General features: G+C 69.4%; 19 protein-coding genes and 1 tRNA gene. 15 read left to right on the forward strand and 5 right to left on the reverse strand.

What is annotated here, in order from left to right:
* The first annotated feature begins 100 nt into the window (after positions 1-100).
* From N8I71_RS09485 to N8I71_RS09500, 4 genes are all read left to right on the forward strand, one after another.
* Entirely contained in the window at positions 101-4,198 is a 4,098-nt protein-coding gene (locus N8I71_RS09485) for an nSTAND1 domain-containing NTPase (protein WP_262877734.1), read from the forward strand.
* A 147-nt stretch (positions 4,199-4,345) separates the two neighbouring features.
* Entirely contained in the window at positions 4,346-5,044 is a 699-nt protein-coding gene (locus N8I71_RS09490) for a hypothetical protein (protein ID WP_262877735.1), read from the forward strand.
* Positions 5,041-6,567, forward strand: a complete 1,527-nt coding sequence (locus N8I71_RS09495; RefSeq protein WP_262877736.1) for a type IV secretory system conjugative DNA transfer family protein — start codon at positions 5,041-5,043, stop codon at positions 6,565-6,567. The genes N8I71_RS09490 and N8I71_RS09495 overlap by 4 nt, the downstream gene beginning before the upstream one ends.
* A complete protein-coding gene (locus N8I71_RS09500; protein WP_262877737.1) occupies positions 6,557-7,069 on the forward strand; it encodes a hypothetical protein in 513 nt (170 codons plus the stop codon). The genes N8I71_RS09495 and N8I71_RS09500 overlap by 11 nt, the downstream gene beginning before the upstream one ends.
* Here N8I71_RS09500 and N8I71_RS09505 read toward each other — a convergent pair.
* Together N8I71_RS09505 and N8I71_RS09510 are read right to left on the reverse strand one after the other, a co-directional pair.
* On the reverse strand, positions 7,066-7,755 hold the full coding sequence (locus N8I71_RS09505; RefSeq protein ID WP_262877738.1) for a hypothetical protein: 690 nt from the start codon (positions 7,753-7,755) through the stop codon (positions 7,066-7,068). The genes N8I71_RS09500 and N8I71_RS09505 overlap by 4 nt on opposite strands.
* Positions 7,746-8,801 carry a patatin-like phospholipase family protein gene (locus N8I71_RS09510; protein WP_262877739.1) on the reverse strand — a complete coding sequence of 352 codons (1,056 nt, stop codon included), beginning with the start codon at positions 8,799-8,801 and terminating at the stop codon, positions 7,746-7,748. Before N8I71_RS09510 ends, N8I71_RS09505 begins: the two co-directional genes overlap by 10 nt.
* Positions 8,802-9,107: 306 nt before the next feature.
* On the opposite strand from N8I71_RS09510, the gene N8I71_RS09515 reads away from it, so the two are divergent.
* The 10 genes from N8I71_RS09515 to N8I71_RS09560 all read left to right on the forward strand — a co-directional run bounded on the left by N8I71_RS09515 (position 9,108) and on the right by N8I71_RS09560 (position 18,210).
* Positions 9,108-11,594: an NAD-binding protein gene (locus N8I71_RS09515; protein WP_262877740.1), complete on the forward strand. Its 2,487-nt coding sequence runs from the start codon at positions 9,108-9,110 to the stop codon at positions 11,592-11,594.
* A gap of 102 nt (positions 11,595-11,696) precedes the next feature.
* Positions 11,697-13,247, forward strand: a complete 1,551-nt coding sequence (locus tag N8I71_RS09520; RefSeq protein ID WP_262877741.1) for a winged helix-turn-helix domain-containing tetratricopeptide repeat protein — start codon at positions 11,697-11,699, stop codon at positions 13,245-13,247.
* A gap of 127 nt (positions 13,248-13,374) precedes the next feature.
* Positions 13,375-13,707 carry a GYD domain-containing protein gene (locus N8I71_RS09525; RefSeq protein ID WP_262877742.1) on the forward strand — a complete coding sequence of 111 codons (333 nt, stop codon included), beginning with the start codon at positions 13,375-13,377 and terminating at the stop codon, positions 13,705-13,707.
* 173 nt (positions 13,708-13,880) lie between these two features.
* Complete coding sequence (locus N8I71_RS09530) at positions 13,881-14,621, forward strand: hypothetical protein (RefSeq protein WP_262877743.1); 741 nt, start codon at positions 13,881-13,883, stop codon at positions 14,619-14,621.
* Positions 14,618-15,001, forward strand: a complete 384-nt coding sequence (locus N8I71_RS09535) for a nuclear transport factor 2 family protein (RefSeq protein ID WP_262877744.1) — start codon at positions 14,618-14,620, stop codon at positions 14,999-15,001. Before N8I71_RS09530 ends, N8I71_RS09535 begins: the two co-directional genes overlap by 4 nt.
* Positions 15,002-15,278: 277 nt before the next feature.
* A complete protein-coding gene (locus tag N8I71_RS09540; RefSeq protein ID WP_262877745.1) occupies positions 15,279-16,064 on the forward strand; it encodes a class I SAM-dependent methyltransferase in 786 nt (261 codons plus the stop codon).
* 175 nt (positions 16,065-16,239) lie between these two features.
* A complete protein-coding gene (locus N8I71_RS09545; protein ID WP_262877746.1) occupies positions 16,240-16,377 on the forward strand; it encodes a hypothetical protein in 138 nt (45 codons plus the stop codon).
* Positions 16,378-16,397: 20 nt separating this feature from the next.
* Positions 16,398-16,853: a gamma-glutamylcyclotransferase gene (locus N8I71_RS09550; RefSeq protein WP_262877747.1), complete on the forward strand. Its 456-nt coding sequence runs from the start codon at positions 16,398-16,400 to the stop codon at positions 16,851-16,853.
* Entirely contained in the window at positions 16,850-17,149 is a 300-nt protein-coding gene (locus tag N8I71_RS09555; RefSeq protein WP_262877748.1) for a gamma-glutamylcyclotransferase, read from the forward strand. The genes N8I71_RS09550 and N8I71_RS09555 overlap by 4 nt, the downstream gene beginning before the upstream one ends.
* Positions 17,146-18,210 (forward strand): dipeptidase, encoded by a 1,065-nt coding sequence (locus N8I71_RS09560; protein WP_262877749.1) that lies wholly within the window; start codon positions 17,146-17,148, stop codon positions 18,208-18,210. Before N8I71_RS09555 ends, N8I71_RS09560 begins: the two co-directional genes overlap by 4 nt.
* 116 nt (positions 18,211-18,326) lie before the next feature.
* Here N8I71_RS09560 and N8I71_RS09565 read toward each other — a convergent pair whose 3' ends face one another.
* From N8I71_RS09565 to N8I71_RS09575, 3 genes are all read right to left on the reverse strand, one after another.
* Positions 18,327-18,620: a Dabb family protein gene (locus N8I71_RS09565; protein WP_262877750.1), complete on the reverse strand. Its 294-nt coding sequence runs from the start codon at positions 18,618-18,620 to the stop codon at positions 18,327-18,329.
* 214 nt (positions 18,621-18,834) lie between these two features.
* Positions 18,835-18,911 (reverse strand) — tRNA-Met (locus tag N8I71_RS09570).
* 69 nt (positions 18,912-18,980) lie between these two features.
* On the reverse strand, positions 18,981-19,397 hold the full coding sequence (locus N8I71_RS09575; protein WP_262877751.1) for a RidA family protein: 417 nt from the start codon (positions 19,395-19,397) through the stop codon (positions 18,981-18,983).
* 255 nt (positions 19,398-19,652) lie between these two features.
* On the opposite strand from N8I71_RS09575, the gene N8I71_RS09580 reads away from it, so the two are divergent.
* Positions 19,653-20,648 carry an ABC transporter substrate-binding protein gene (locus N8I71_RS09580; RefSeq protein WP_262877752.1) on the forward strand — a complete coding sequence of 332 codons (996 nt, stop codon included), beginning with the start codon at positions 19,653-19,655 and terminating at the stop codon, positions 20,646-20,648.
* Positions 20,649-20,756: the final 108 nt, after the last annotated feature.

The raw sequence follows: 20,756 nt of genomic DNA on the forward strand, positions 1-20,756 counted from the left end.
GGTTGATCGGGGCGCGGACCTGCCGCTAGGCTGACGGCGCGCCGGTCTTTTTCGGCGCGGTCAAGGTGTGGCGCGGTTTCGGAACGGACAGGATCAACCGGTGGTCTATCGCGTCTTTCTGTCCTCACCGGATGACGTCGCCCCCGAGCGCCAGGCCTTCCGCCGCGTGGTCGACCGGATAAACCTCGACCGTGCCGCGGAGGACCGGCTGGAGGCCGTCCTCTGGGAAGAGAGCTTCTACCGCGCCGATTCCACCTTCCAGGCGCAGATCCCGCAGGCCTCGGCCTGCGATATCGTTGTCTGCGTGCTGTGGCGCAGCCTCGGAAGCGAGCTTCCCCCCCACTACGCGCGGGCTGACGGCACGATACCCACCGGCACGGAATACGAGTTCGAAACGGCCCTCGAAAGCGCCCTCTCCTCGGATGTGCGGGTGCCCGACGTCTTCGTCTTCCGCAAGAAGGCCGACGTTACGATGCCGGTCGCCGAAATGGAGGAGCGCGCCCGGCAGTTCGGAATGCTCGAACGCTTCTGGACGCGATGGTTCCGCAACGAACAGGGCCATTTCGTCACCGCCTTCAACTGGTTCGACGACACCGGGGATTTCGAGACGCGGATCGAGGCCGCGCTCCGGGCTTGGCTGGTCGAGCGTGACGGGGACGCCGACTGGCAGGGCTCGCCTTTCCGCGGCCTCGACGCCTTCGGGCCCGAGGACGCGCCGGTGTTCTTCGGGCGCCGCGATGAGACCGACCGCGCGCGCGCCCGTTTCCTCGCCAATGCCAAGCGCGGGCACCGGGCATTGTTCATCCTCGGCCCCTCGGGCAGCGGGAAATCCTCGCTTCTGCGCGCGGGCCTCCTTCCTCGCCTGCAGAAGACCGGGGGGACGGTGGACCTGCCGCGTCTGGACCGATGGGTGGCGCGCACGCCCTCTGCCCTTGCAGCCGACGGCGGGCCGGCCCTCGGCCTCGCGCGGGCGCTCTTCGATGCCGAAGCGATCGGCGAGGAACTGTCACGGGGCGACTTCGCCACGCCCGAGGCGCTGTCGGCACTGTTCACGGCGCCCGGACCGGCCCGTGCGGCGCCCTTGGCCGCCGCGCTCGGGCGTGCGGGGCGCGGCGGGCCGGAACAGGGCCTGATCCTCGTGCTCGACCAGTTCGAGGAAGTGTTCCAGTGGAGCGCGCCGAAGCGTGAGGCGCTGGCCGGCCTTCTGAAGGATCTCAGCGCCGGCGCGGCGCTGTTTCTCGTCGCGACCATGCGTTCGGAATTCCAGCACCGGCTGGCCGAGAGCGACGCACTCGACGAACTGGCCAACGGCCCGGCGATCAAGGGCCCGGATGCCCCGGTGCCAAGCCTCGTCCTTCGCCCACCGACGCAGGCCGACATCCGCGAGATGATCCGTGGCCCCGCGCGCAAGGCGGGCCTCGCCCATGAAGGCCCGGATGGGGAGCGGCCAGATCTCGCAACGCGGATCGAGGCCGAGGCTGGGCCGGACACGCTGCCTGCGCTGCAACTCCTGCTCAGCGGGCTTTGGGACGCGCGCGAGGGCAACGTCCTGACCCATGCGGCCTACGATGCGCTGGGCGGCGTGGGTGGCGTCATGGCGACACGAGGCGACGCGGCGCTGGCGGCGCTGTCGGCAAGCGACAGGGCGGCGTTTCCCGCCCTCGTCAGGCTGCTTGTCGACATGCGCGGGCGCGAAAGCCCCGTGGTCGCCCGGCGCCTGCCACACCAAGACCTCCCGCCCGACAGCGCGCTGGAGCGCGTCGCCAATGCGCTGCGCGACGCGCGGCTCCTCGTTGCCGACGACCACGGGCTGCGCCTTGCCCACGAGTCCCTGATCCGCGGCTGGGGCGAACTCGACCGTGTGGTGGAGGAAGAGGCGCGCCGCTTCGCGCTGCGCAGCTACCTCGCCGCGATGGCCGAACGCCACAGGGATGCCGCGAGGACGTCCCGCCGGGCCGGGCGCGAGACGCTCCTGCGCGGGCTGCCCCTGCGCGAGGCCCGCGACCTCCAGCGCAACTGGGGCGATGCCGCTCTGGAAGCCGCCGCGCCAGACCTGCCGGGGTTCATCCGCCGCTCGGTCGCGGCCCGCCGGCTCCGCGCAATCTGGCAGGCGGGCACCGCGGCCGCCGTCGTCGCGGCGTTGGGCTTCGGCGGCCTCTTCGTGCAGCGGGTCGGACTTCAGGGCACGGTACAGGACGGGCTGGCGGCGCTGGAGTCCGGCGACGTGGCGGCCGCGCTCGACGCCGCGGAGCGCGCCCTTCGCCGGAACGAAGGGGTGGCCTCGCTGTCTCTGGCCGCCGCCGTTCTGCGCGATTTCGGAGGCGGCGGGCGGGTCGGTGGACGTCCCGATGTCATCGCGCTCGCCGCGCCCCGCCCCGGCACCGGCCCGGCACCCGTGACCCTGTCATCGGGCGGCCTACTCTCGGACGGTAGTGGTGGCACAAGGCTCTGGCCGGAAGGCGATCCGGCCCTTCCTGTCGCCGGGCTCGAGACACTGGGCGGCGGCAGCCTTCTCGTCGTCACGCGGGACGGGCGCGCGGGGCGCGTGCCGTCGCCGGGCGGCGGCTTGGCCGACATCGCCTGGGCCGAGTTGCAGCGCGCGGCCTTCATCCGGCCAAGCCAGTGGTCGGTCGCGGCGCTGTCCGACAGAAGCCTCGCCGCGCTGGCCGACGGCGGGCCGGACGCCGGCCTCCTTCTCGACTGCCCGGACGACAGCACCTCGTGCGAGGTCATGCCCGCCCTGCCACCGGGCAGCATTGCCACGGCGCTCTCCGCGGACGGCGCGCGCATCGCATGGGCGACGTTTTCCGGAACCGTCGGACAGGGCAGGACCGGAGATGCGGCTGAGGAGGCGACCGGGACCGACATGAATGCGGCGGGCCTTGCCTTTCTCGGCGATGGCTCGCTCGCGGTGGCGATGAGCGATGGCGGCATTGCCCACCTCGGGTCCGATGGGGTGGAAGCCGCGCCCAGGTTCCGGAGAACGCTGGCCGAAGCCCTGCCGGCGCTGCCCCTGGCTGCCTCGGACGACGGGACGGCGCTGGCCTTCCGCTGCGGTGGCGAGGTCGTGTGCGCAGGTGAACCTGACGGGCCTTTCTCGCTGTTCTACCCCGTGCCGCGCGACCTGGCGGACCTGTCGTGGGATGCCGCCGGCGCAAGCGTCTACGGCGTCATGTTCGGCGGTGGGGCCCTGCGCTGGCAGATGCGGGCGGACACGGGTTTCGGCCTGCCGCTGAGCTTCGGGGCGGCGATGACGGCGCTTGCCCGCGATCCCGACCGCTGGGCAGGGCTTGCCGCCGGCGACGCCGAGGGGCGCGTGCACTTCCTGCTTCCGGGCGCCCGCGACGGGGCCCGGAGCATTGCGGCGGACAGTGCACCCATCCTGCATCTCGCGATCTCGGGGCCGGAGGAGGCGGCGGCCGTGACCGCCACGAACAGGGTGGTCCGGATCGGTGCCAGCGGCGAGATCAGCGCCTGCACCGCACCCGACACGTTGCAGCGCGTTGCCACGGCAACCCCGGGATCGGGAGGAACGCTCTACGCAACGTCTGCCCGCGCGATCTACCGCCATGCCCCGGAGGGCGCTTGCCCGCGCGTCGCGCTCCTTCCGGGGGGTGACGGCGCGACGCTCGGCGGGATCGCCGTGGCCGGGGACGGAACGGTCATCGTCTCGCGGAGCGACGGCGCCCTTCTGGCCGTGGCGCCGGGCAGCGATGCCTTCGTCCCCGCGATACCGCCCGACCAGTCGCGGGACACGGCATCGGCGCTGTCGCTCGACATACATCCCGCGGGACGCTGGATCGCCACCAGCCGGAGCGATGGCCGCGTGCTGATCCTCGACCTTGCCCGAGACGCGGGGCCGGTCGCGCTCGACGCCGCCGAGCGGGAGACGCGGACGGTCGCCTTCTCGCCGGACGGGCGCCATCTCGCGGTCCTTGGGGCGACCGGCGCGATCGACATCGTCGCCTTCGACGCGGACGGGGCGGAGGCCACGGCGGTCCTGCGGCTCGATACCGGCCTGCCGCGCGCCTTGCTTGCGGGCGGCACCGCGCGCGAGGTGGCCTGGATCGCCTGGACCGGACCGGACGAGCTTGCCGTGGCCACGGCCGCCGGCGATGTCGTGTCGCTGCCCGTGACCGGGGCAGCGATTGCCCGGGACCTCAGCGCGCTGAGGACGGCCCTCGCCGCCGATCTCTGAAGCACCAGACCGGCATGGGAGGCGACGAACGGGGGACTTCCGCATTGACCTCGGCCCGGGTGACCGGCACCAATGCGAGGCCTTGTCGCCCGACGGGCCCGATCGCATGTACGCCCGAAGCACCCGCAACGACACGCCCCGCCCGCCATGGACATCCGAGCCACAACACCAGAGCCCGCCGATTTCGGCCTGCCGCCGGTCCTGCCCGGGGACTGGCGCGCCTTGCCGGACGAACTGGAACAGGCGCTGCGTCAACGGCTTGCGGCCTCCAACCTGATCGATGAAGGCCGCGCCATCGAGATGGTGCGGGTCCTGCCGCTGGGGTTCTTCGAGGGCTGGATGCTGTGCGATTTCCTGCTCGGCGAGGTCGGACCCAGTGCCGACAGCGAGCTGGCCGCCCTCGTGATGCTCTACGGTCCCGACGGGTTCACGCCGCTGGACGACTACCGCCGGATAGAGCGGCATGTCGAACTCCACGGTGTCCGCCTCGAGGGCGTGGACCTGTGCCTGTCCTTCGTGCGCTTCGCGGCGGCCTTCGGGGCATTGGGCGAGGCGCCGCATTTCATCGCGCAAGGCGACGGCGACGCGATCGCGCCGCCTGACGTCGCGCTGGCCGCCACATCGCCTTCCGTGCTCGATGGCGTCCGCGCGCCCGAGGCGGCCCGCATCTCCGCGACCATGATCTGCGAGGACGAGCTGCATCGGCTGGAATTGCGGCTGGCGAGCGACGGCATGATCACCGTCCTGGCCCGGGAGACGCTCGGCCCCGCCGCAACGGTCGAGGCGGTGCGCCGCGAAGGATCGATGCGCTATGGTCCCCGGGAACGGGCGGAGGATGCGCAATGAACGGTCCGGGGATCGCGCGCCTCTCGCCGCAGTCGGCGCTGAGAATGCCCCGGGACCTTGGCGGTCCCGGCCTGCTGGTCGGCTGGTCGATGGAGCGAGAGCATCTGCGAACGCCCGTCGGTTTCAGCTTCGGCGCCGCCGATACCTCGCCCGAGACCGGTTTCGTCGATCCGATCCTCCTGAACCGCGAGGGCCACCTGCTGACCGTCGCGCCCACCGGCGCGGGCAAGGGCGTCGGCTGCATCGTGCCGGCGCTCCTGCACTATGACGGCCCGGCCATCGTGGTGGACCCCAAGGGCGAGAATGCCGCGATCACGATGCGGCGCCGGCGCGAGATGGGCCAGGAGGTCGTGGTGCTGGACCCGATGGGCCTGGTCGAGGGATCAGACGGGCAGTTCAACCCGCTCGACCTGATCGACCCGCGCTCGACCTCGGGCGTGGACGAGGCGGCGGCGCTCGTGCATGCGCTCCTGCCCGACGATTCCGACGATGGCAAGAACCTCTACTGGGTCAGCCGGGGGCGGCAGCTTCTGTTGGCGATCGTGCTGCATGTCGTGACCGACCTGCCGCGCAAGAAGCACACGCTGACCGAGGTGCGGCGCCTCGCCAATGCCGCGGCCTCCGATCCCGGCGCACTTGCGAAAACCTTCCTCGCGTCGCGCCACCCCGAGGTGCGGATGATCGCCGGCAACCTGCAGATCGGCGCGGACACGACGCTTGGCGGCATCCTGTCCTTCGCGCAGGAGGGAGTCGACTTCCTGCGCGGCCCCTCGCTGCAGAAGGCGATCGAGCGGACGAGCTTCGACATCGATCGCGTGGTTTCGGGCGCGCCGCTCACGATCTACATCGTCCTGCCACCGCATATGCTGGGCAGCCACGGACGGTTCCTGCGGCTGTGGATCAGCGCGCTGATGTCGCTGATCATGCGGCGGCGGCGGCGGCCGGAAAAATCGACGCTCTTCATCCTGGACGAGGCCGCACAACTCGGTCCGCTCGACGAACTGCGCACCGCCGTGACGCTGATGCGAGGCTACGGGCTTCAGACCTGGACCTTCTGGCAGGACCTCAGCCAGTTGCGCATCCTCTATCCCGCCGACTGGCAGACCATGCTCAACAACTGCGCCGTGCTGCAGGCCTTCGGGCCGAACAACCTGAGCGCCGCCTCCGACGTGGCCGAGGTCTTCGGGGCGCTCGACGGCCGCGAGTTCCTCGCGCTCGAGGCCGACGAGATGCTTCTGCAGATCGCCGGCGACGAGGCGGTCGTCGCCGCGCGCCCGAACTACCTTCGCGACCCGCCGTTTCACGGGCTCCACGACGAAAACCCGTTCTTCGACACCGACCTCGACCCGGTGCCGCGCCCGGTGATCGACCGGACCTACCTGCGCGCCGCGCCGCCACCGTCGGCGGCAAGGTCCGAGGGCCGGAGCAAGGTGCGCCGTGGTCCGGGCCCGATCGATCCGATCGACGACCTCGTCTCGCGCGAGATCCTGCGCCGGCTCGCGAATGCCAGCGATGACGCCTGAGCGCATCGGCATCACCGGACACCGCTGGAACCGGTTGCGGCGCAGCGCCGAGGCCGAGATCGTCGCGGCACTGGCGGTCGCTTTCGCGCAAATCGACGCGCGGGACGTGTCGAGACCGCGCCTTCTGGTGTCCGGCATGGCCGAGGGCACCGACCTGCTCGCCGCGCGGCATCGCCCGGCATCCTGGTCCCTCGAGGCCGTCCTGCCGCTGCCGGTCGATGCATGGCGGGCCTTCGTCGCGGAGCAGGAGGGCGTCACGGCGGCCGACATCGGACGGTTCGACGCGCAGCTGGCGCAGGCATCGACCCTTGTCCTTCCATCGATTGACGACGCCCCCGATTTCGACGGCCTCGCCCGTCACATCGCGAAAACCTGCCACAGGCTGATCGCGGTCTGGGACGGGACGGCAGGCCAACCGGGCGGAACCGGAACGGTCGTCTCGCTCGCCCGCGCGCGCGGCGTGCCGGTCCACGTCATCGGGGCCGGGGACTGGATGCGCTAGAACGGGATCTCGTCGTCGTCCCGGTCGGGATGTGGCCCGTCAAGAGAGAGGGGCGCGTCGATGTCCGGCAGCGTGCCGGTGTCGAGCGGGTCGTCGTCCAGCATCTCCACCATGCCCGTGGGCTGAATCCGGAAATGCGCCGCGAAGGCGCCCTTGCCGTATTGCAGGACGGCGGCGGCATGGAGCGCCCCCTCGCGGTCCCGGCCGAGCAACTCCGGCGGCACCATCAGCGGCGCCAGGGCATCCCGGCCCGCCTCGGGCAGGAGCGGCAGCGATCGTTCGTCCAGAACGAAGAACGGCCCTTCCTCGCCGCGCACGAAGAAGCAGAAGAACCGCATGTAGGGCAGCGCGACGCGGTCTTCGACGACGAGGCCGCTCTTGCGGTTGAGATCGTGGATCGCGGCCGAGCGCCCGTCGAGCCGCCAGAAGTCCCCGCCGAGCCAGAGCCAGCACGCGAGCACGCCCGTGGGTTTCCACGACGCATCCGCCGCCACGACAAGGCGGGCCTTCGCGTAGAATGGAAGCGTGTAGACAAGGACCTCCGTGCCCTCGCCGATCCAGCCAAGCCCGTCCACCGGCGAGAGGTCGGAGACCAGCTTCGCCCGCTCCTCGTCCGTGGCGGGGCAGCCTGCGTCCTCGGTCACGCCGATCGCCGCGATGCGGGCCGCCATCTCGCTCATGCCCATGGCAAGACCTCCCCCGGAGCCATATCCGACAAGATGCGCTCACCCGCGCGCGCACCGATTTCCCAGGCCACATCCGGCAGCGTCGTATCGTCCATGCGGCGCAAACGGTTCAACACCCTGTCCGAGAGCGTCATCCCCAATTCCCGTTTCAGCCACTCCCGTTCCAGCCGCACGTCGAGGCGAAGCACTTCGAAAAGAGGATCGGGAAGAAAGGCGGTTCCGTCCCGCACGTCGCGGCCCAGAAGCCTGAGCATGTCGTCGATCATCTGCCCGCCATGCCGCACCGATGACAGGAGCGCATTGAGCGCGAGCGTGCCGGAGGTCATCGACATCAGCCGGTCGGGGGACTGCTGATTGCGGTAGGCGCCGGTCCCCACGGACACGATCCGGAGCTGCCCTGCCCGGAGCGGCCAGCCGAACCCCTGCGCGGGCATCGCGACAAGCTGCAGGAGCGCGAGGGCGGGATTGTTGTAGGGCGTAACGCCGGCGTCGATGAAGATGCCGTGATCGTCGCGCGCCACGGGGATCGGTTCGGGCTCGAAATAATGCGGCGCGGCGGTCGCGGCCCGAACGAGGTCGGCAAGGAGATAGTGCCGGTTGCCGATGTAGCTGCCATCGGGCGGATCGTCCCAGAAGGGGGCCGCCGGGTTGTTGGTGACCGTCCAGACGCTGTCGGTATCGAGCCGCTTGACGAAAAGTGCCAGATGCGTGGCGAGGTCGGACGTCTCGAGCGTGCGGTCGCCGCAGATGTCGCGGATATGCGCCTCCATCGGCTCTTCGTCGAAAAGGGCGTGGATGCCCGGCAGACGAAATCCCGTGCGGCGGAAGACCTGCGGCGCGAGGTCCGTGTAGAAGCGCAGGATCTCGGGCACGGGCAGGCCCAGGGCGAGCCCCGTGGCGATCACCGCACCGGTGGAGGTGCCGCCGATCAGGTCGAAGCGCGACGCGAGCGGCCCGCCGCCGAGCCGCTCCTCGAGCTGCGACAGAAGGCCAAGCGCGATCACCCCGCGCAGACCACCACCGTCGAGCGAAAGGATCGTCCTCATCGCGCGCCGCAGCCCCCTTTCCTGTCGGCCGGCGCTCGGGCGGGACGCGGCCATCCTGGTTCAGCCGTGCATCACGCCGGCCCGGGGGGCACCGTCGCGCGGCTTGAAACCGATGGCAACCTTCCGGTGACCCGGGCAGGAAGCATTTGATTTCGGTGGCCTTCCCCCGAATACTGTTGCGCAGCAACCAGCGCCGGGACCCTTGCAGCATCACGTCGTCACCAGTTTAGCCCCCGAGGCGCAATGCAGCAGGCGGTCCAACACTGCCGCACGCGGCTTCTTCCGCCCGCGCGGGCGCGCGATGCCATGAGCCTGAACTCCCAGCGTCCGGGGCGCGTCCGGCGAGGCCTTCTTTTCCGGCAATGGCTGTGGCTGTGCTCGATCCTCTTCGTCGTCGTGATCCTTTGCCTCGGCACGGCGGGCTACATGGAGGTCTGGGGACACGCGTTCTGGACCGGTGAGCCCTGGAAATCCCGGCCCGATGGCGTGGCCTTGCTGGATTCCTTCTACAAGGCCGTCCAGCTTTTCGGCCTGAACCTCGAACTGCCCGACGCGGCGGGCGCCGACCCCACCGCGCCTGCCCAGGTCCGGCTTCCCTGGACGTTGGAGGTGGCGCGCATGTTCGCCCCCGGTGTCCTGATCGCGGCGGTCGTCAAGCTTCTGGCCAACGATTTCGGGCTCTGGGTGCAGCGGCGCCTTCACACGCGTCGGGCCAATGCACCTCGTGACGTGGTCATCGGCTTCGGCCCCGTCGGCCGCGAGATCGGCCGGCGTCTTCTCAGGCGGGGCCGCGCCGTCACCTGGATCGACCGGGTCGAGGGCAGCGACGAGGACATCCGCGAGGCACGCGAGGCCGCCGAAAGGATGGGCGGTTTCCTCGTGACCGGCGACCCTTCGGGCAGGCGACAGCTTCGGGCCGCGCGCATCCGGCGCGCCGCGCGCGTCTACGTGGCACTGGGCGACGAGCTTGCAGGGTTCGACGCCGCCGAGGCCGTGCAGGCCGCTGCCCCCAGACTGCGCGACATCCGCATGTTCACCGAGAACCCGGTCGTCGCCACGACCCTGTCGACGGCGGCCAGCGCGGGCTTCGCCACGGGGCGCGGCGTGGAACTCTTCAACCTCCGCGCCGAGGCCGTGCGCCGCCTCGTCCTGACGGCACGCTGGGACCGGACCGCGATGCTGCTGGGGCAGGACCGGGTGCACCTGGTGATCGCGGGCTTCGGCTGGCAGGGCGAGGCGCTGCTGGAAGAGACCCTGACACTGTCCAACAGGGCCGGCCTGAAGCCGCCGCTCGTCACCGTCATCGACACCGACGCCGAGGCGGCGCGCAGCAGGTTCACGCGCCGCAGCCCCGCCCTTCTGTCGGACGCGAATGCACTCGGTGTCCACGACTGGCTGCCGCCGCGCTTCGTGACGGCGGACCTCGAAACGGTCGACTTCGCGTCGCTCGACCTGCGGGAGGCGGAGGGACAGGCCGCGATCCCGGTCACCGCCTGGGCGATCTCGACCGGAGACGACGACCTCAACCTGCGCGCGGCCCTTGCCCTGCAGGCCGCGATCCAGACCTGCCGGCTCGATGGCGCGCCGATCCACGTGCGGGTCTGGGCCGGGCACGGCGGCGAGGCGCACGCGCTCGGCACCGACGGGATCACGCTCAGCACCGCCTTCGGCAGCCTCGACGACGGCCTCGACCAGACAACCGCCCTCGATGGCGACCCCGATCGGCTGAGCAAGGCGCTGCACCGCGCCTACGAGGCAGCGCAGGAAGACCTGAAGCGCGCCGAGGCAGGTGACGCGGACGGCGACGGCGGACCGGACGTTCCGGACTGGAACGGCCTTTCGGAATCCAAGAAGACCGCAAACCGTCGGGCGCATCGCCATGCGGCGATGAAGTTGGCCGATCTCGGCATGGACTGGCGCGCGTCGGGGGCCTGGGACCTGCCGCTCTTCTCCGCCGAAGACGCGGCGCGGTTCTCGGAGGCCCAGAACGGGCTTGCCCGGCACGGCTTCGCCGACATCGCGGCGGCGACCACGGACGCGACCCTGTTTCTCTCGGCGATGCGGAACGAGCATGACCGCTGGGTCATCGACCGGGCACTCGACGGATGGCGCCATGCCGGCAGCACAGAGGCGTCCGCGCGGGACGAGACCCGCATGCTGCACGAGAACATGGTCGCATGGGAGAAACTCGGCACGGTCCGCCAGAATGACGGGGTCCTTCTTCGTGCGCTGCTGTCGTTCCGGTCGGGCAACAGGCCCCCCGCGGCATTCCCCTCGAAGGTGATCCACGTGGCGCTGTCGTATGGCGATGCGTCCGGCGCAGCGGGGGCGGTGGTCCGGGCCGAAGCGCCCCCGCGTGAATGGGCCACGGCCACCGAGCTTCGCATCCTGCTGCCACAAGGCGACCGGGCCCGCCCGGAGAACACGAGGCTCGACCCCGACACCTACCCCTATCTGCAACTGGCGGACACGCTCATCGCGGTCGCGCGCGCCGGTCGCCTCTGTCGCCTGACATTGCTATTCCCGGCGCCGCCCGTGCCGAAGATACTCGCGCTCGCCAACACGCTCGCCGGGGCCGTCGCGGGGCACGGCGTCACGGTCCATCCCGTCTGGGCCTGGAATGCAGGCGGCGGCGCGGAGCCCAGAGGCGGCGAACCCTTCGCCAGGCTGCAATACGAGATCGAACCGTCGCAATGGCTTCCCCCCGATCCCGTTATCGCCCGGCTCAGGCATGACACCGCCGTCTGGGGCCGCGTCCTGCCGCCTCGCGGGGGTCTCAAGACGCCCGAGTAAAGGGCCGCGCGTTCGGCCGATCGACGATCCGAGGATTTCCGGCGACGCACCCTGTTTTTCCGGCCAAGAACATGTCTTGATGGAAGGGGGACATTCCAGATCATGGACAGCGTTCGCTTCGCCGATTTCACCTTGCACCGACGCACGCGCCGGCTGACCCGCGATGACGAGGATCTCGCCATCGGGGCAAGGGCCTTCGATCTCCTCGACCTCCTGATCGCCGGACGCGACCGCGTGGTCAGCCGGGACGAGATCATGGCGACCGTCTGGCCCGAAACGGTGGTGGGCGACAATAACCTGAACGTCCAGGTCGCGAACCTGCGCCGGATCATCGGGGCGGAGTCGATCGTGACGGTTGCGGGACGCGGGCTTCGCTTCACGCTCGAGATCGCGGCGGAGGGGCCGCTCGCGCTCGGGCTGCCCGACAGGCCGTCCGTGGTCGTACTGCCATTCTCGGATCTCGGCGGCGATCCGGAGCTCGCATGGCTCGCCGACGGTTTCGCCGAGGATATCACGACCGAGCTGTCCCGCTTCCGCGATCTCTTCGTGGTCGCCCGGAACTCGGCCTTCGTCTACCGCGACATGCCGCGGGACCTTCGGAGGGTCTCGCGCGAACTCGGCGTCCGCTATGCCGTGGAGGGGAGCGTGCGCGCGACACCCCACCAGGTGCGTGTGACGGCCCAGCTGATCGACGCAACCACGGGCGGCCAGGTCTGGGCGGAGAACTTCGACCGGGGCCTCGGCAGGCATTTCGACACGCAGGCCCGCGTCGCGCGCGCCATCGTCACCTGCCTTGCGCCCCAGATCGACCGGGTCGAGGCGGAACGGATCCGCACCGCCGCGCCCGGCGACCTCACGGCCCACGGCCTTGCGCTCCGGGGCTGGTCGGTCATCTCGGCGGGCGACATGGCCTACGACCGGGGACCCCGGGACAAGGCCGCGGACCTCGCACGGCAGGCACTCGCGCTTGACCCGAATTCCGCGCTCGCCTGGCGGGTGCTGGCCTGGGTCGCGTGGTGGAACGCGTATCATGTCACGACGCCGTCGGTGCCGCGGACCCTCGCCGAGGGGATCGAGGCTGCGACCTGCGCCATCGCCGCGGATCCGACCGACCACCACGGTCGCCGGCTTCGCGCGCTCCTGCATTTCCTCAACCAGGACCCTGAAACCGGACTGCCCGAGCTGCGCCAGGCCCACGAGATGAACCCCAATTGCGCCGTGACGCTTGCATGGCTCGGACTCTACGAGGGGTTCCATGGTGAAGCCGACCGGGGCGTTCCATTGGCCGAGGCCGCCCTGCGACGCAGCCCGCGCGATCCGTCCCGCGGATCGATGCTCGTCGTTCTGGGCTTCGCGCAGTTCGCGGTGCGGAACTACGCCGCCGCCGCCGAGGCCGCGGAGGCCGCGCTGTCGGAATCCGCGGGCAGCGCGACACCCCTCATCCTCGCGGCCATCGCCTGGGTGGGTGCGGGGCGCACCGACCGGGCCGCGGCCGCCTTCGCGCGGGTCGCGACAATCGCACCGTCGCTCGTCGAGGCGAGGCTGGCGGGGCGTTGGCTGACGTCCAACCCCGACTACCTCGCGCGGGCGCATACCTTCTTTCGCATCGCCGGCGGCCTTGCCCCTGCCGATGCAGCAGCGGCACTGCGGTGAAGCGCTTCGACGCTGCCCGCTTTAGATCGTTTTAGGCGCATTGGTAGACGCCTCTCGGCGGATCGTAACAGTCTTCTCCGGGACGGGGCGGCAACGGAGCCGGCACCCCGCCGAGGAGGATCGAACCATGCCGTTCTATTTGTACCAGCTCGCCTATTCCGGGGACGCCATCAAGGCGATGGTGGCCGATCCGACAGACCGCGAGGCCGCGGCGCGCAAACTGGTCGAGGCGCTCGGCGGCAAGCTGCACCACATGTTCTTCGCCTTCGGACAATATGACGTCGTCTGCCTGATCGAGGGGCCGGACGACATGTTCATGATGGCCGGCGCGGCGTCGGTCGCATCGGCCGGAACGGTTTCCGCCTCGGCGACGACCAAGCTGATGACATCGGCCGAGGCGATGGCAGCCCTGAAGAAGGCTGGCGAGGTCACGGGCGCCTACAAGGCCCCGCATGGCTGAGCCGGCGCGGGCGACCCCAGGGCCGCCCGCATCTCGGCATCCTGCAATTTCCGAAGACGTGAAGACATGACACCCACATCCCGGGCGCGCTGCGCCGTCCGAAACACGCCGCCGTCGGAACCTGTCCCCGGTCATGCTTCGGCTGTCCGGGGAGTGGCGTGGAGACTGACCTCATGACATCCGCCCGCCACGACTGGATCACGCTGCACCGCATACGGTTTCCCGTGCCCGTCTCGGTCACCGAGCGGTCGTTCCCGACCGCGCCCGGGGCATCCGTATGGCGGTTCTGCCCACACCAGTCGGTCGGCGCGGACGGGCTGCTGACCCGCCGTTCCGACGTCTGGGGCGCATTCGGCATCTGGCCCGAGCGGGATGCGGCCGAGGCGGTGATCGACGATCCCGCAACAGCCATGCCCTGGCTGTCGGAGACGGTGGCCGCATGGCACTGCCTCGCGGTGCCGATCTCGCACCGGGGTAAGGTCAACTGGCGCGGCGAAGTCGAGGACGGAACGGCCATCCGGGCGACCGCGCAAGACCCCGGCGGGGCGATGATGATCGTCACGACGGCGGGTTTCGACAGCGTGACGGACGAGGTGCTGCCGCGCATCAAGCGCTTCATCGCGGGCGTGTCGGAGGTGCTCGACTGGTACGGCACGCTGCCGTCCAACCTGCGACGCGCGGTGTTCAACGGGGGGCATGACGGGCGCGAGGGCTTCACCCTGTCGCTCTGGAGCTCGGACGAGGCGATGCTGGAAGCGGCCTACCATCCCGGACGTCACCGCGCGCGGATGGACGACAGTCGCGCCGGTCTTCTCATGGATCGTTCGTCCTTCACGCGTCTGCGGGCCGTTCGCAGCCACGGCGACTGGAACGGCGACCCTTTCGCCGAACTTGAGGAAGGACTTCTCACATGACCCACGACATCGAGGCGATCGCCGCTGCCTACACCGCTGCGTGGAACAGCGGGTCGCCCGAGGCCGTCGCCAGCTTCTACGCCGAGACCGGACGGATCGTCATCAATCGGGGCACGCCCTGGGAGAACCGCGAAGGCGTCGCCGCGATGGCGGCGGGGTTCTTCGCGGACGTGCCCGGCCTGAGTCTGACATGCGACGGGATACGGGGCGCGGGCGATCATGCCGTCTACACCTGGACCTTCACCGGACAGGACGCGAAGACCGGCCATCCCCTGCACATCACGGGCTGGGAGGAATGGGACCTCGACGAACACGGCAAGGTCGCGGCCTCGCGCGGCTGGTTCGACGCTGTGGACTACGCGCGCCAGGCAGCGGGATGAGCGGAACGGCCATGCACCTCGCCCGCGTGAAACGGGCGACCTGCTGGCCGGCTTCAACCGCTTCCACCTGGACGATCGCCCCGCTCTCGGTCCGGGAGGACACCTCGGCGCCGCAGCACTTCATCGGCAAGACGGACCGCGGCGCCGTCTTCGGGGGCAGCAGGAAAGCGGGCCGCACGCTCTGGCCCGAGCGACGCGGGCATCTCGCCCGACACGGCCCGGGCCGCGAGGCTTGCGACTTGGACTGCATTCGACCCGGCACAGGTGGTGACCATTCATGGCGATGACATCCGAAAAAAACGGCCAACTCTGGGGCGCGCGCGCCCGCGACTGGGCCGAGGTGCAGGAGGGGCAGTTCGCGGCCGCCTTCCACGCGGTCCTGGCACGGGCCGCTGTCGGGCCGGGCACCCGGCACCTCGATGCCGGGTGCGGTGCCGGCATGGCGGCCGCCCTTTCGGCCAGCCTCGGCGCACGTGTCACAGGGATCGATGCAGCGGAAGGGATGCTTCAGATCGCGCGGGAGCGAACGCCCAACGGGGACTTCCGGCACGGGGACCTGGAAGACCTGCCCTTCGCGGACGATGCCTTCGATCTTGTCACCGGGTTCAATTCCTTCCAGTTCGCCGGCGACGCGGCAAAGGCCCTCAGCGAGGCGCGCCGCGTGACGAAACCGGACGGCAAGATCGTCATCATGACATGGGGCGATCCCGCAGGCATGGAGGCCGTCACGCTGGTGACGGCGACAAGACCCCTGATGCCGCCGCCACCGCCGGGCGCGCCGGGCCCCTTCGCCCTGTCCGACGAGTCGGCACTCAGGTCCTTTGCGGCGGCAGGCGGGCTGGTTCCCGTCGACGTGTTCGACGTCGAGACGCCATGGGCCTACCCGGATGAACGCACCGCCTTGCGTGGGCTTCTCTCGGCGGGAGTCGCTGTCGCGGCCATCGCCCACGCGGGCGAGGAAGCCGTTGCAAAGGCGACCCGGGAGGCACTTGCCCCGTTCCGTCGGCCGGACGGCAGTTTCCGCATCGGCGCCCGGGCCCGCTGTCTTGTGGCGACGCCCTGAACGGGAGGCGCGGGCCCCATGAGGGCCGACGCCCATCCCGTCGTGAGGCCGGACACCGGGGCGACGCCGGACCGAATACCGTGGACCCCACGACCGGAATACAGGACCCTGAAGACCATACCGAGCAGGGCGAACAACGAAGGACCGAGCGATGCCAGACACTGCCGCCACAAACATGCCCGTCCTCCACCTGACCGAGGATGCCGGGGGGATTTCGCATCTCCCGAACCCGTTCGCGGCGCTGCGCGACGAGGCCTTCGCCCCGCCCGCAACCGCCACCCATGTCTGCATGGAAGATGATGCGCGCCGATGACACCTGACAGGAATGAGGCAATGCCCGATGCCGACGATCCCTTCGCCCGCCACCCCGAGTTGCGCGACCGCATCACCGACCCCGAAACGTCGTTCTTCCGAACCTTCAGCATCGAGGCGCTGATCAACCTCCACCCGCACATGGAAGACATTTTGGAGTGGACCCATACCGACGAGGTGCGCGAAGCGATCCGGGCCGATACGCTGGCCGGGCATTCGGGCGATCTGTGGATCTTCGCCTATGGTTCACTGATCTGGGACCCGGCTCTCAGGTTTGCCGAGGTGCGCCGCGCCCATGCCCCAGGCCATGCCCGGCGCTTCATCCTGCGCGACGACAATGGCGCGCGAGGCACGGCCGAGGCGCCGGGTCTGATGGCGGCACTGGACACCGGCGAGGGTTGCGAGGGGCTGGCGTACCGGATCCGGGAAAGGGATGTGGACACCGAAACCGAGATCCTTTTTTTCGCCGCGAGATGATCGGGCCGGCCTATATCCCCGCCTTCGTGCCGATCGAGATCTCCGGCAGCCGGACCACCGCCCTGACCTTCCTGGCCAATCATGATCATCCCGAGATCATGGGCGACATCACCCCCGCCGAGCAGATCCGCTGCATCGCCACCGGAGAGGGCTTTCTCGGCACCAGCCACGAATACCTCGCCAATATCGTCGATCACTTCGACCATCTCGGCATCGCCGACGCCGCCTGCACCGATCTCCTGCGGGAGGTGGACCTGTTTCTTGCCGGGCAGGCCGCGAGGGAGCCCGACCAATGACCGCGACCATTCCGTTCTTCGACGGCCACAACGATTTCCTGCTGCGCCTCATGATGACGCCGGCACCGCGCGAGGAGACCTGGCTCGGGACCGGCGCGATGGGCCATCTCGACCTCGCGCGCATGAAGGCTTCGGGTTTCGCCGGGGGGCTTTTCGCGATCTTCGTGCCGCCCGCCTCCGGCGGGCCACCGCCCGACTTCAAGGCGCTGATGGCAAACCCGCCCTACGATCTGCCGATGCCGCCCGAGATGACGCATGCGCAGGCGCAGCCCGTCGCACTGACGATGGCGGGTCTCCTGCACTGGATGGAACGCGCGGCGCCGCAGGACTTCCGCGTTTGCCGTTCGGTCGCCGAGATCAGGGCATCGATGGCGGCGGGCCGGATCGCGGGCGTGATGCACATGGAAGGCGCCGAGGCGATCGGCCCCGATCTCGACGCGCTCTACCTGTTTCACCAGATGGGCCTGCGCTCGCTCGGGCCGGTCTGGAGCCGTCCGACAATCTTCGGATACGGTGTGCCCATGGCCTTTCCCGGCACTCCGGATATCGGTCCGGGCCTCACGGAAAAGGGGCGTGACCTCGTGCGCCTTTGCGACGAGTTGAGAATCCTGATCGACCTGTCGCACCTGAACGAAAAAGGCTTCGACGACGTGGCGGCCCTCTCGACCGCGCCGCTGGTCGCAACCCATTCGAATGCCCACGCGCTCTGCGAAAGCCCGCGCAACCTGACCGACCGGCAGCTTCACACGATCCGCGAGCGTGGCGGCATGGTGGGCTTCAACTACGCCGCCTTCTACCTCAACGCCGACGGCACCGCCGACCAGGGCACGGGCTGGGATGTCATGCTGCGCCACCTCGACCATCTCATCAGCGAGGCGGGGGAGGACAACGTCGGCCTCGGCTCGGACTTCGACGGATGCGTCCCGCCGTACCTGATCGGCGACGTCACCGGGGTGCCGCGCCTGTTCGAGAGGATGCAAGCCCACGGCTATGACGCCCCGCTGATCGAAAAACTCGCGCGCGGGAACTGGCTCCGCTGCCTCGAACGATGCATCGGTTGACCCGGTCGTCGGGGCACACGGCCTGAAGGATTGAAGGCGGCGACGCTCCGGTCCCAAACGTGAACACCGGGTGACTTTCGCCGAAGGTCCCGCTTCCGGAAATCCCCTGAGGGCCTTCACATCTCGTGCTGGATCGCGGCGAGCTTCGCTGTCACGTGGCGCGCATGGTTTTCGACGTAGGCCTTGTGCTTCTCACCGGCGATATAGCGGCGGAAAGCATCGATATCCTCGAAATCGGCGACGAGCGCGGCATCATGGTGGTTGGGTCCGCTGCCGACATTCTTGCCGAGGGAAAACGAGAGGACTTCGGAACTCGACGCGCACATGTCGGTCACGGCATCGCTCCATGCCACGATCTGCTCGGCCGACGCTTTGGGCTTGAAGGACACGAGCACGATATGGCGGAGCATGGGAACGTCCTTTTTCATGAACCCGAAGCGTCCGCCTTTTGGCGCGCATAATCAAGCGCCGTTCCGACTGCGATCCGGCGCACCCCGTCGGATCCGCAATCACGGGAACGTCACCGCCGAAGGCACTGGCGCGGCCGCAATCGCCGACGGCATGACCGTTGCGGGCAGAGAGAAGATGCCGTTCGGGCCGGTTCAGGGATTTCGAAGGGGGAAGTGGTAGCGGAGGAGGGACTTGAACCCCCGACACGCGGATTATGATTCCGCTGCTCTAACCAACTGAGCTACTCCGCCACAAGCGCGGTGGGCGTATGACAAGCGGCCCGCCCCGTCAACCGAAAATCGGATGTGTTCCGTCAGGGATCAGCGGGTCGGCAGGCGGGCGGCCGTGACCTCGACCTCGACCTTGAATTCGGCGCGCGTGAACCCCGACACGATGACCAGCGTCGAAGCCGGAAGGCGGCCCATCCCGGCACACCAGCGATCGCGCGCCGCCATGTATCCCGGCATGTGGGCGCGGTCCGTCACGAAGGCGTTGATCCGGACCGTGTCCGCGCGGTCGAAACCGGCATCCGCGAGGATGGCGTCGATCGCGGCGAAACAGAGATCGGCCTGCGCCTCGGCGCTCTCGGGGACGGTGTCGGACGGCGTGATGCCAAGCTGGCCCGAGGTGAAGACGAACTCCGCGCCCGCAGGCACAAACGTGCCGTGGGAATAGGCCGCGAAAGGGGGCCGGATGCCGTCCGGCACCAATGCCTCGAGACGTCGTGGATCTTTCATGGAAGTGCCTTCATCGCTGCCGCCGCGCCGCCGAACTTCGACACCCCAGGGCGGTCTGTCCAGTGGCGGGCCGAACCCCGCCCGGGCAAAATTTCGCCTTGCGCACAATTTTTGGGCATATCGCTTGGATCCATGGCGTTTCCCCCGGTGCTTGCTGCAACCCCGCGTCTGCGGTGGCGCCCCGCCCTTTCGCACCGGATCGCCCCCCCTACCCTGCCATCCACAACCAACCACCTTCGGGGAGAATCCAGTCTCATGCTTCGCACGTCCCTCATCGCGCTGTCAGCCGCGCTCGCCGCGAGCGCCGCACAGGCGCAGGACCTGACGCCCGTCGTCTTCGGAACCAACTGGCTCGCCCAGGCCGAGCACGGCGGCTTCTACCAGTCGGTCGCCGACGGCACCTATGCCGAGTGCGGCCTCGACGTCGAGATCATCTCGGGCGGGCCGCAGGTGAACAACCGCGCGCTCCTGCTGGCCGACCGCATCCAGTTCCACATGGGCGGCGACATGCTGCAGGCGTTCAACGCCGTGGCCGAGGACATTCCGGTCGTGGCCGTCATGGCCACGTTCCAGAAACACCCGCAGGTCATCCTCGCACATCCCGGCGTCGCCGATACCTGGGAAGAGCTGAAGGACCTGACGCTCCTGATCGGGGACAACGGCTTCACCTCCTATTACCAGTGGATGATCGCGGCCCACGGTTTCACCGTCGAGCAGCGCCAGCCCTACACCTTCAACCCCGCGCCCTTCCTCGCCGACGATCAGCTTGGCATGCAGGGCTATCTTTCGTCCGAGCCCTACCTCGTCGAGACGACGGGCGGCTTCGTTCCCAACGTCTTCCTGATCGCGGACAACGGCTTCGGCTCCTACGCCACGACGGTCGAGACGATGGCCTCTACCATCGAGGAACGCCCCGAGGTCGTGGAATGCTTCGTCAACGGGTCGATCCTGGGCTGGTACAACTACCTCTACGGGGACAATGCCGCGGCCAACGCGATGATCCTCGAGGCCAACCCCGACATGACCCAGGACAAGATCGACTACGCCATCGGCAAGATGATCGAGTGGGGCATCGTCGATTCGGGTGACGCCCTGACCATGGGCATCGGCGCGATGACCGACGAGGTCATCGGCGGCTTCTACGCGGACATGGTCGCGGCCGGCGTGATCGAGGACGGCATCGACTGGCAGGCCTCCTACACGACTCAGTTCGTGAACCAGGGTCTCGGGATGGACCTGCGCCCGCAGTAAGGCGAAAGTGACGCAACGCGAACCGGACGGCCCGCGATGGCGCGGGCCGTCCCTGGCGCGGGGGTGGGACATGTTCCGCCCCGCGCCGCATGAATGACGGGCGGCGCC

The sequence above is a fragment of the Roseicyclus sediminis genome (assembly GCF_025515305.1).
In the GTDB taxonomy this organism is placed as follows: domain Bacteria; phylum Pseudomonadota; class Alphaproteobacteria; order Rhodobacterales; family Rhodobacteraceae; genus Roseibacterium; species Roseibacterium sediminis.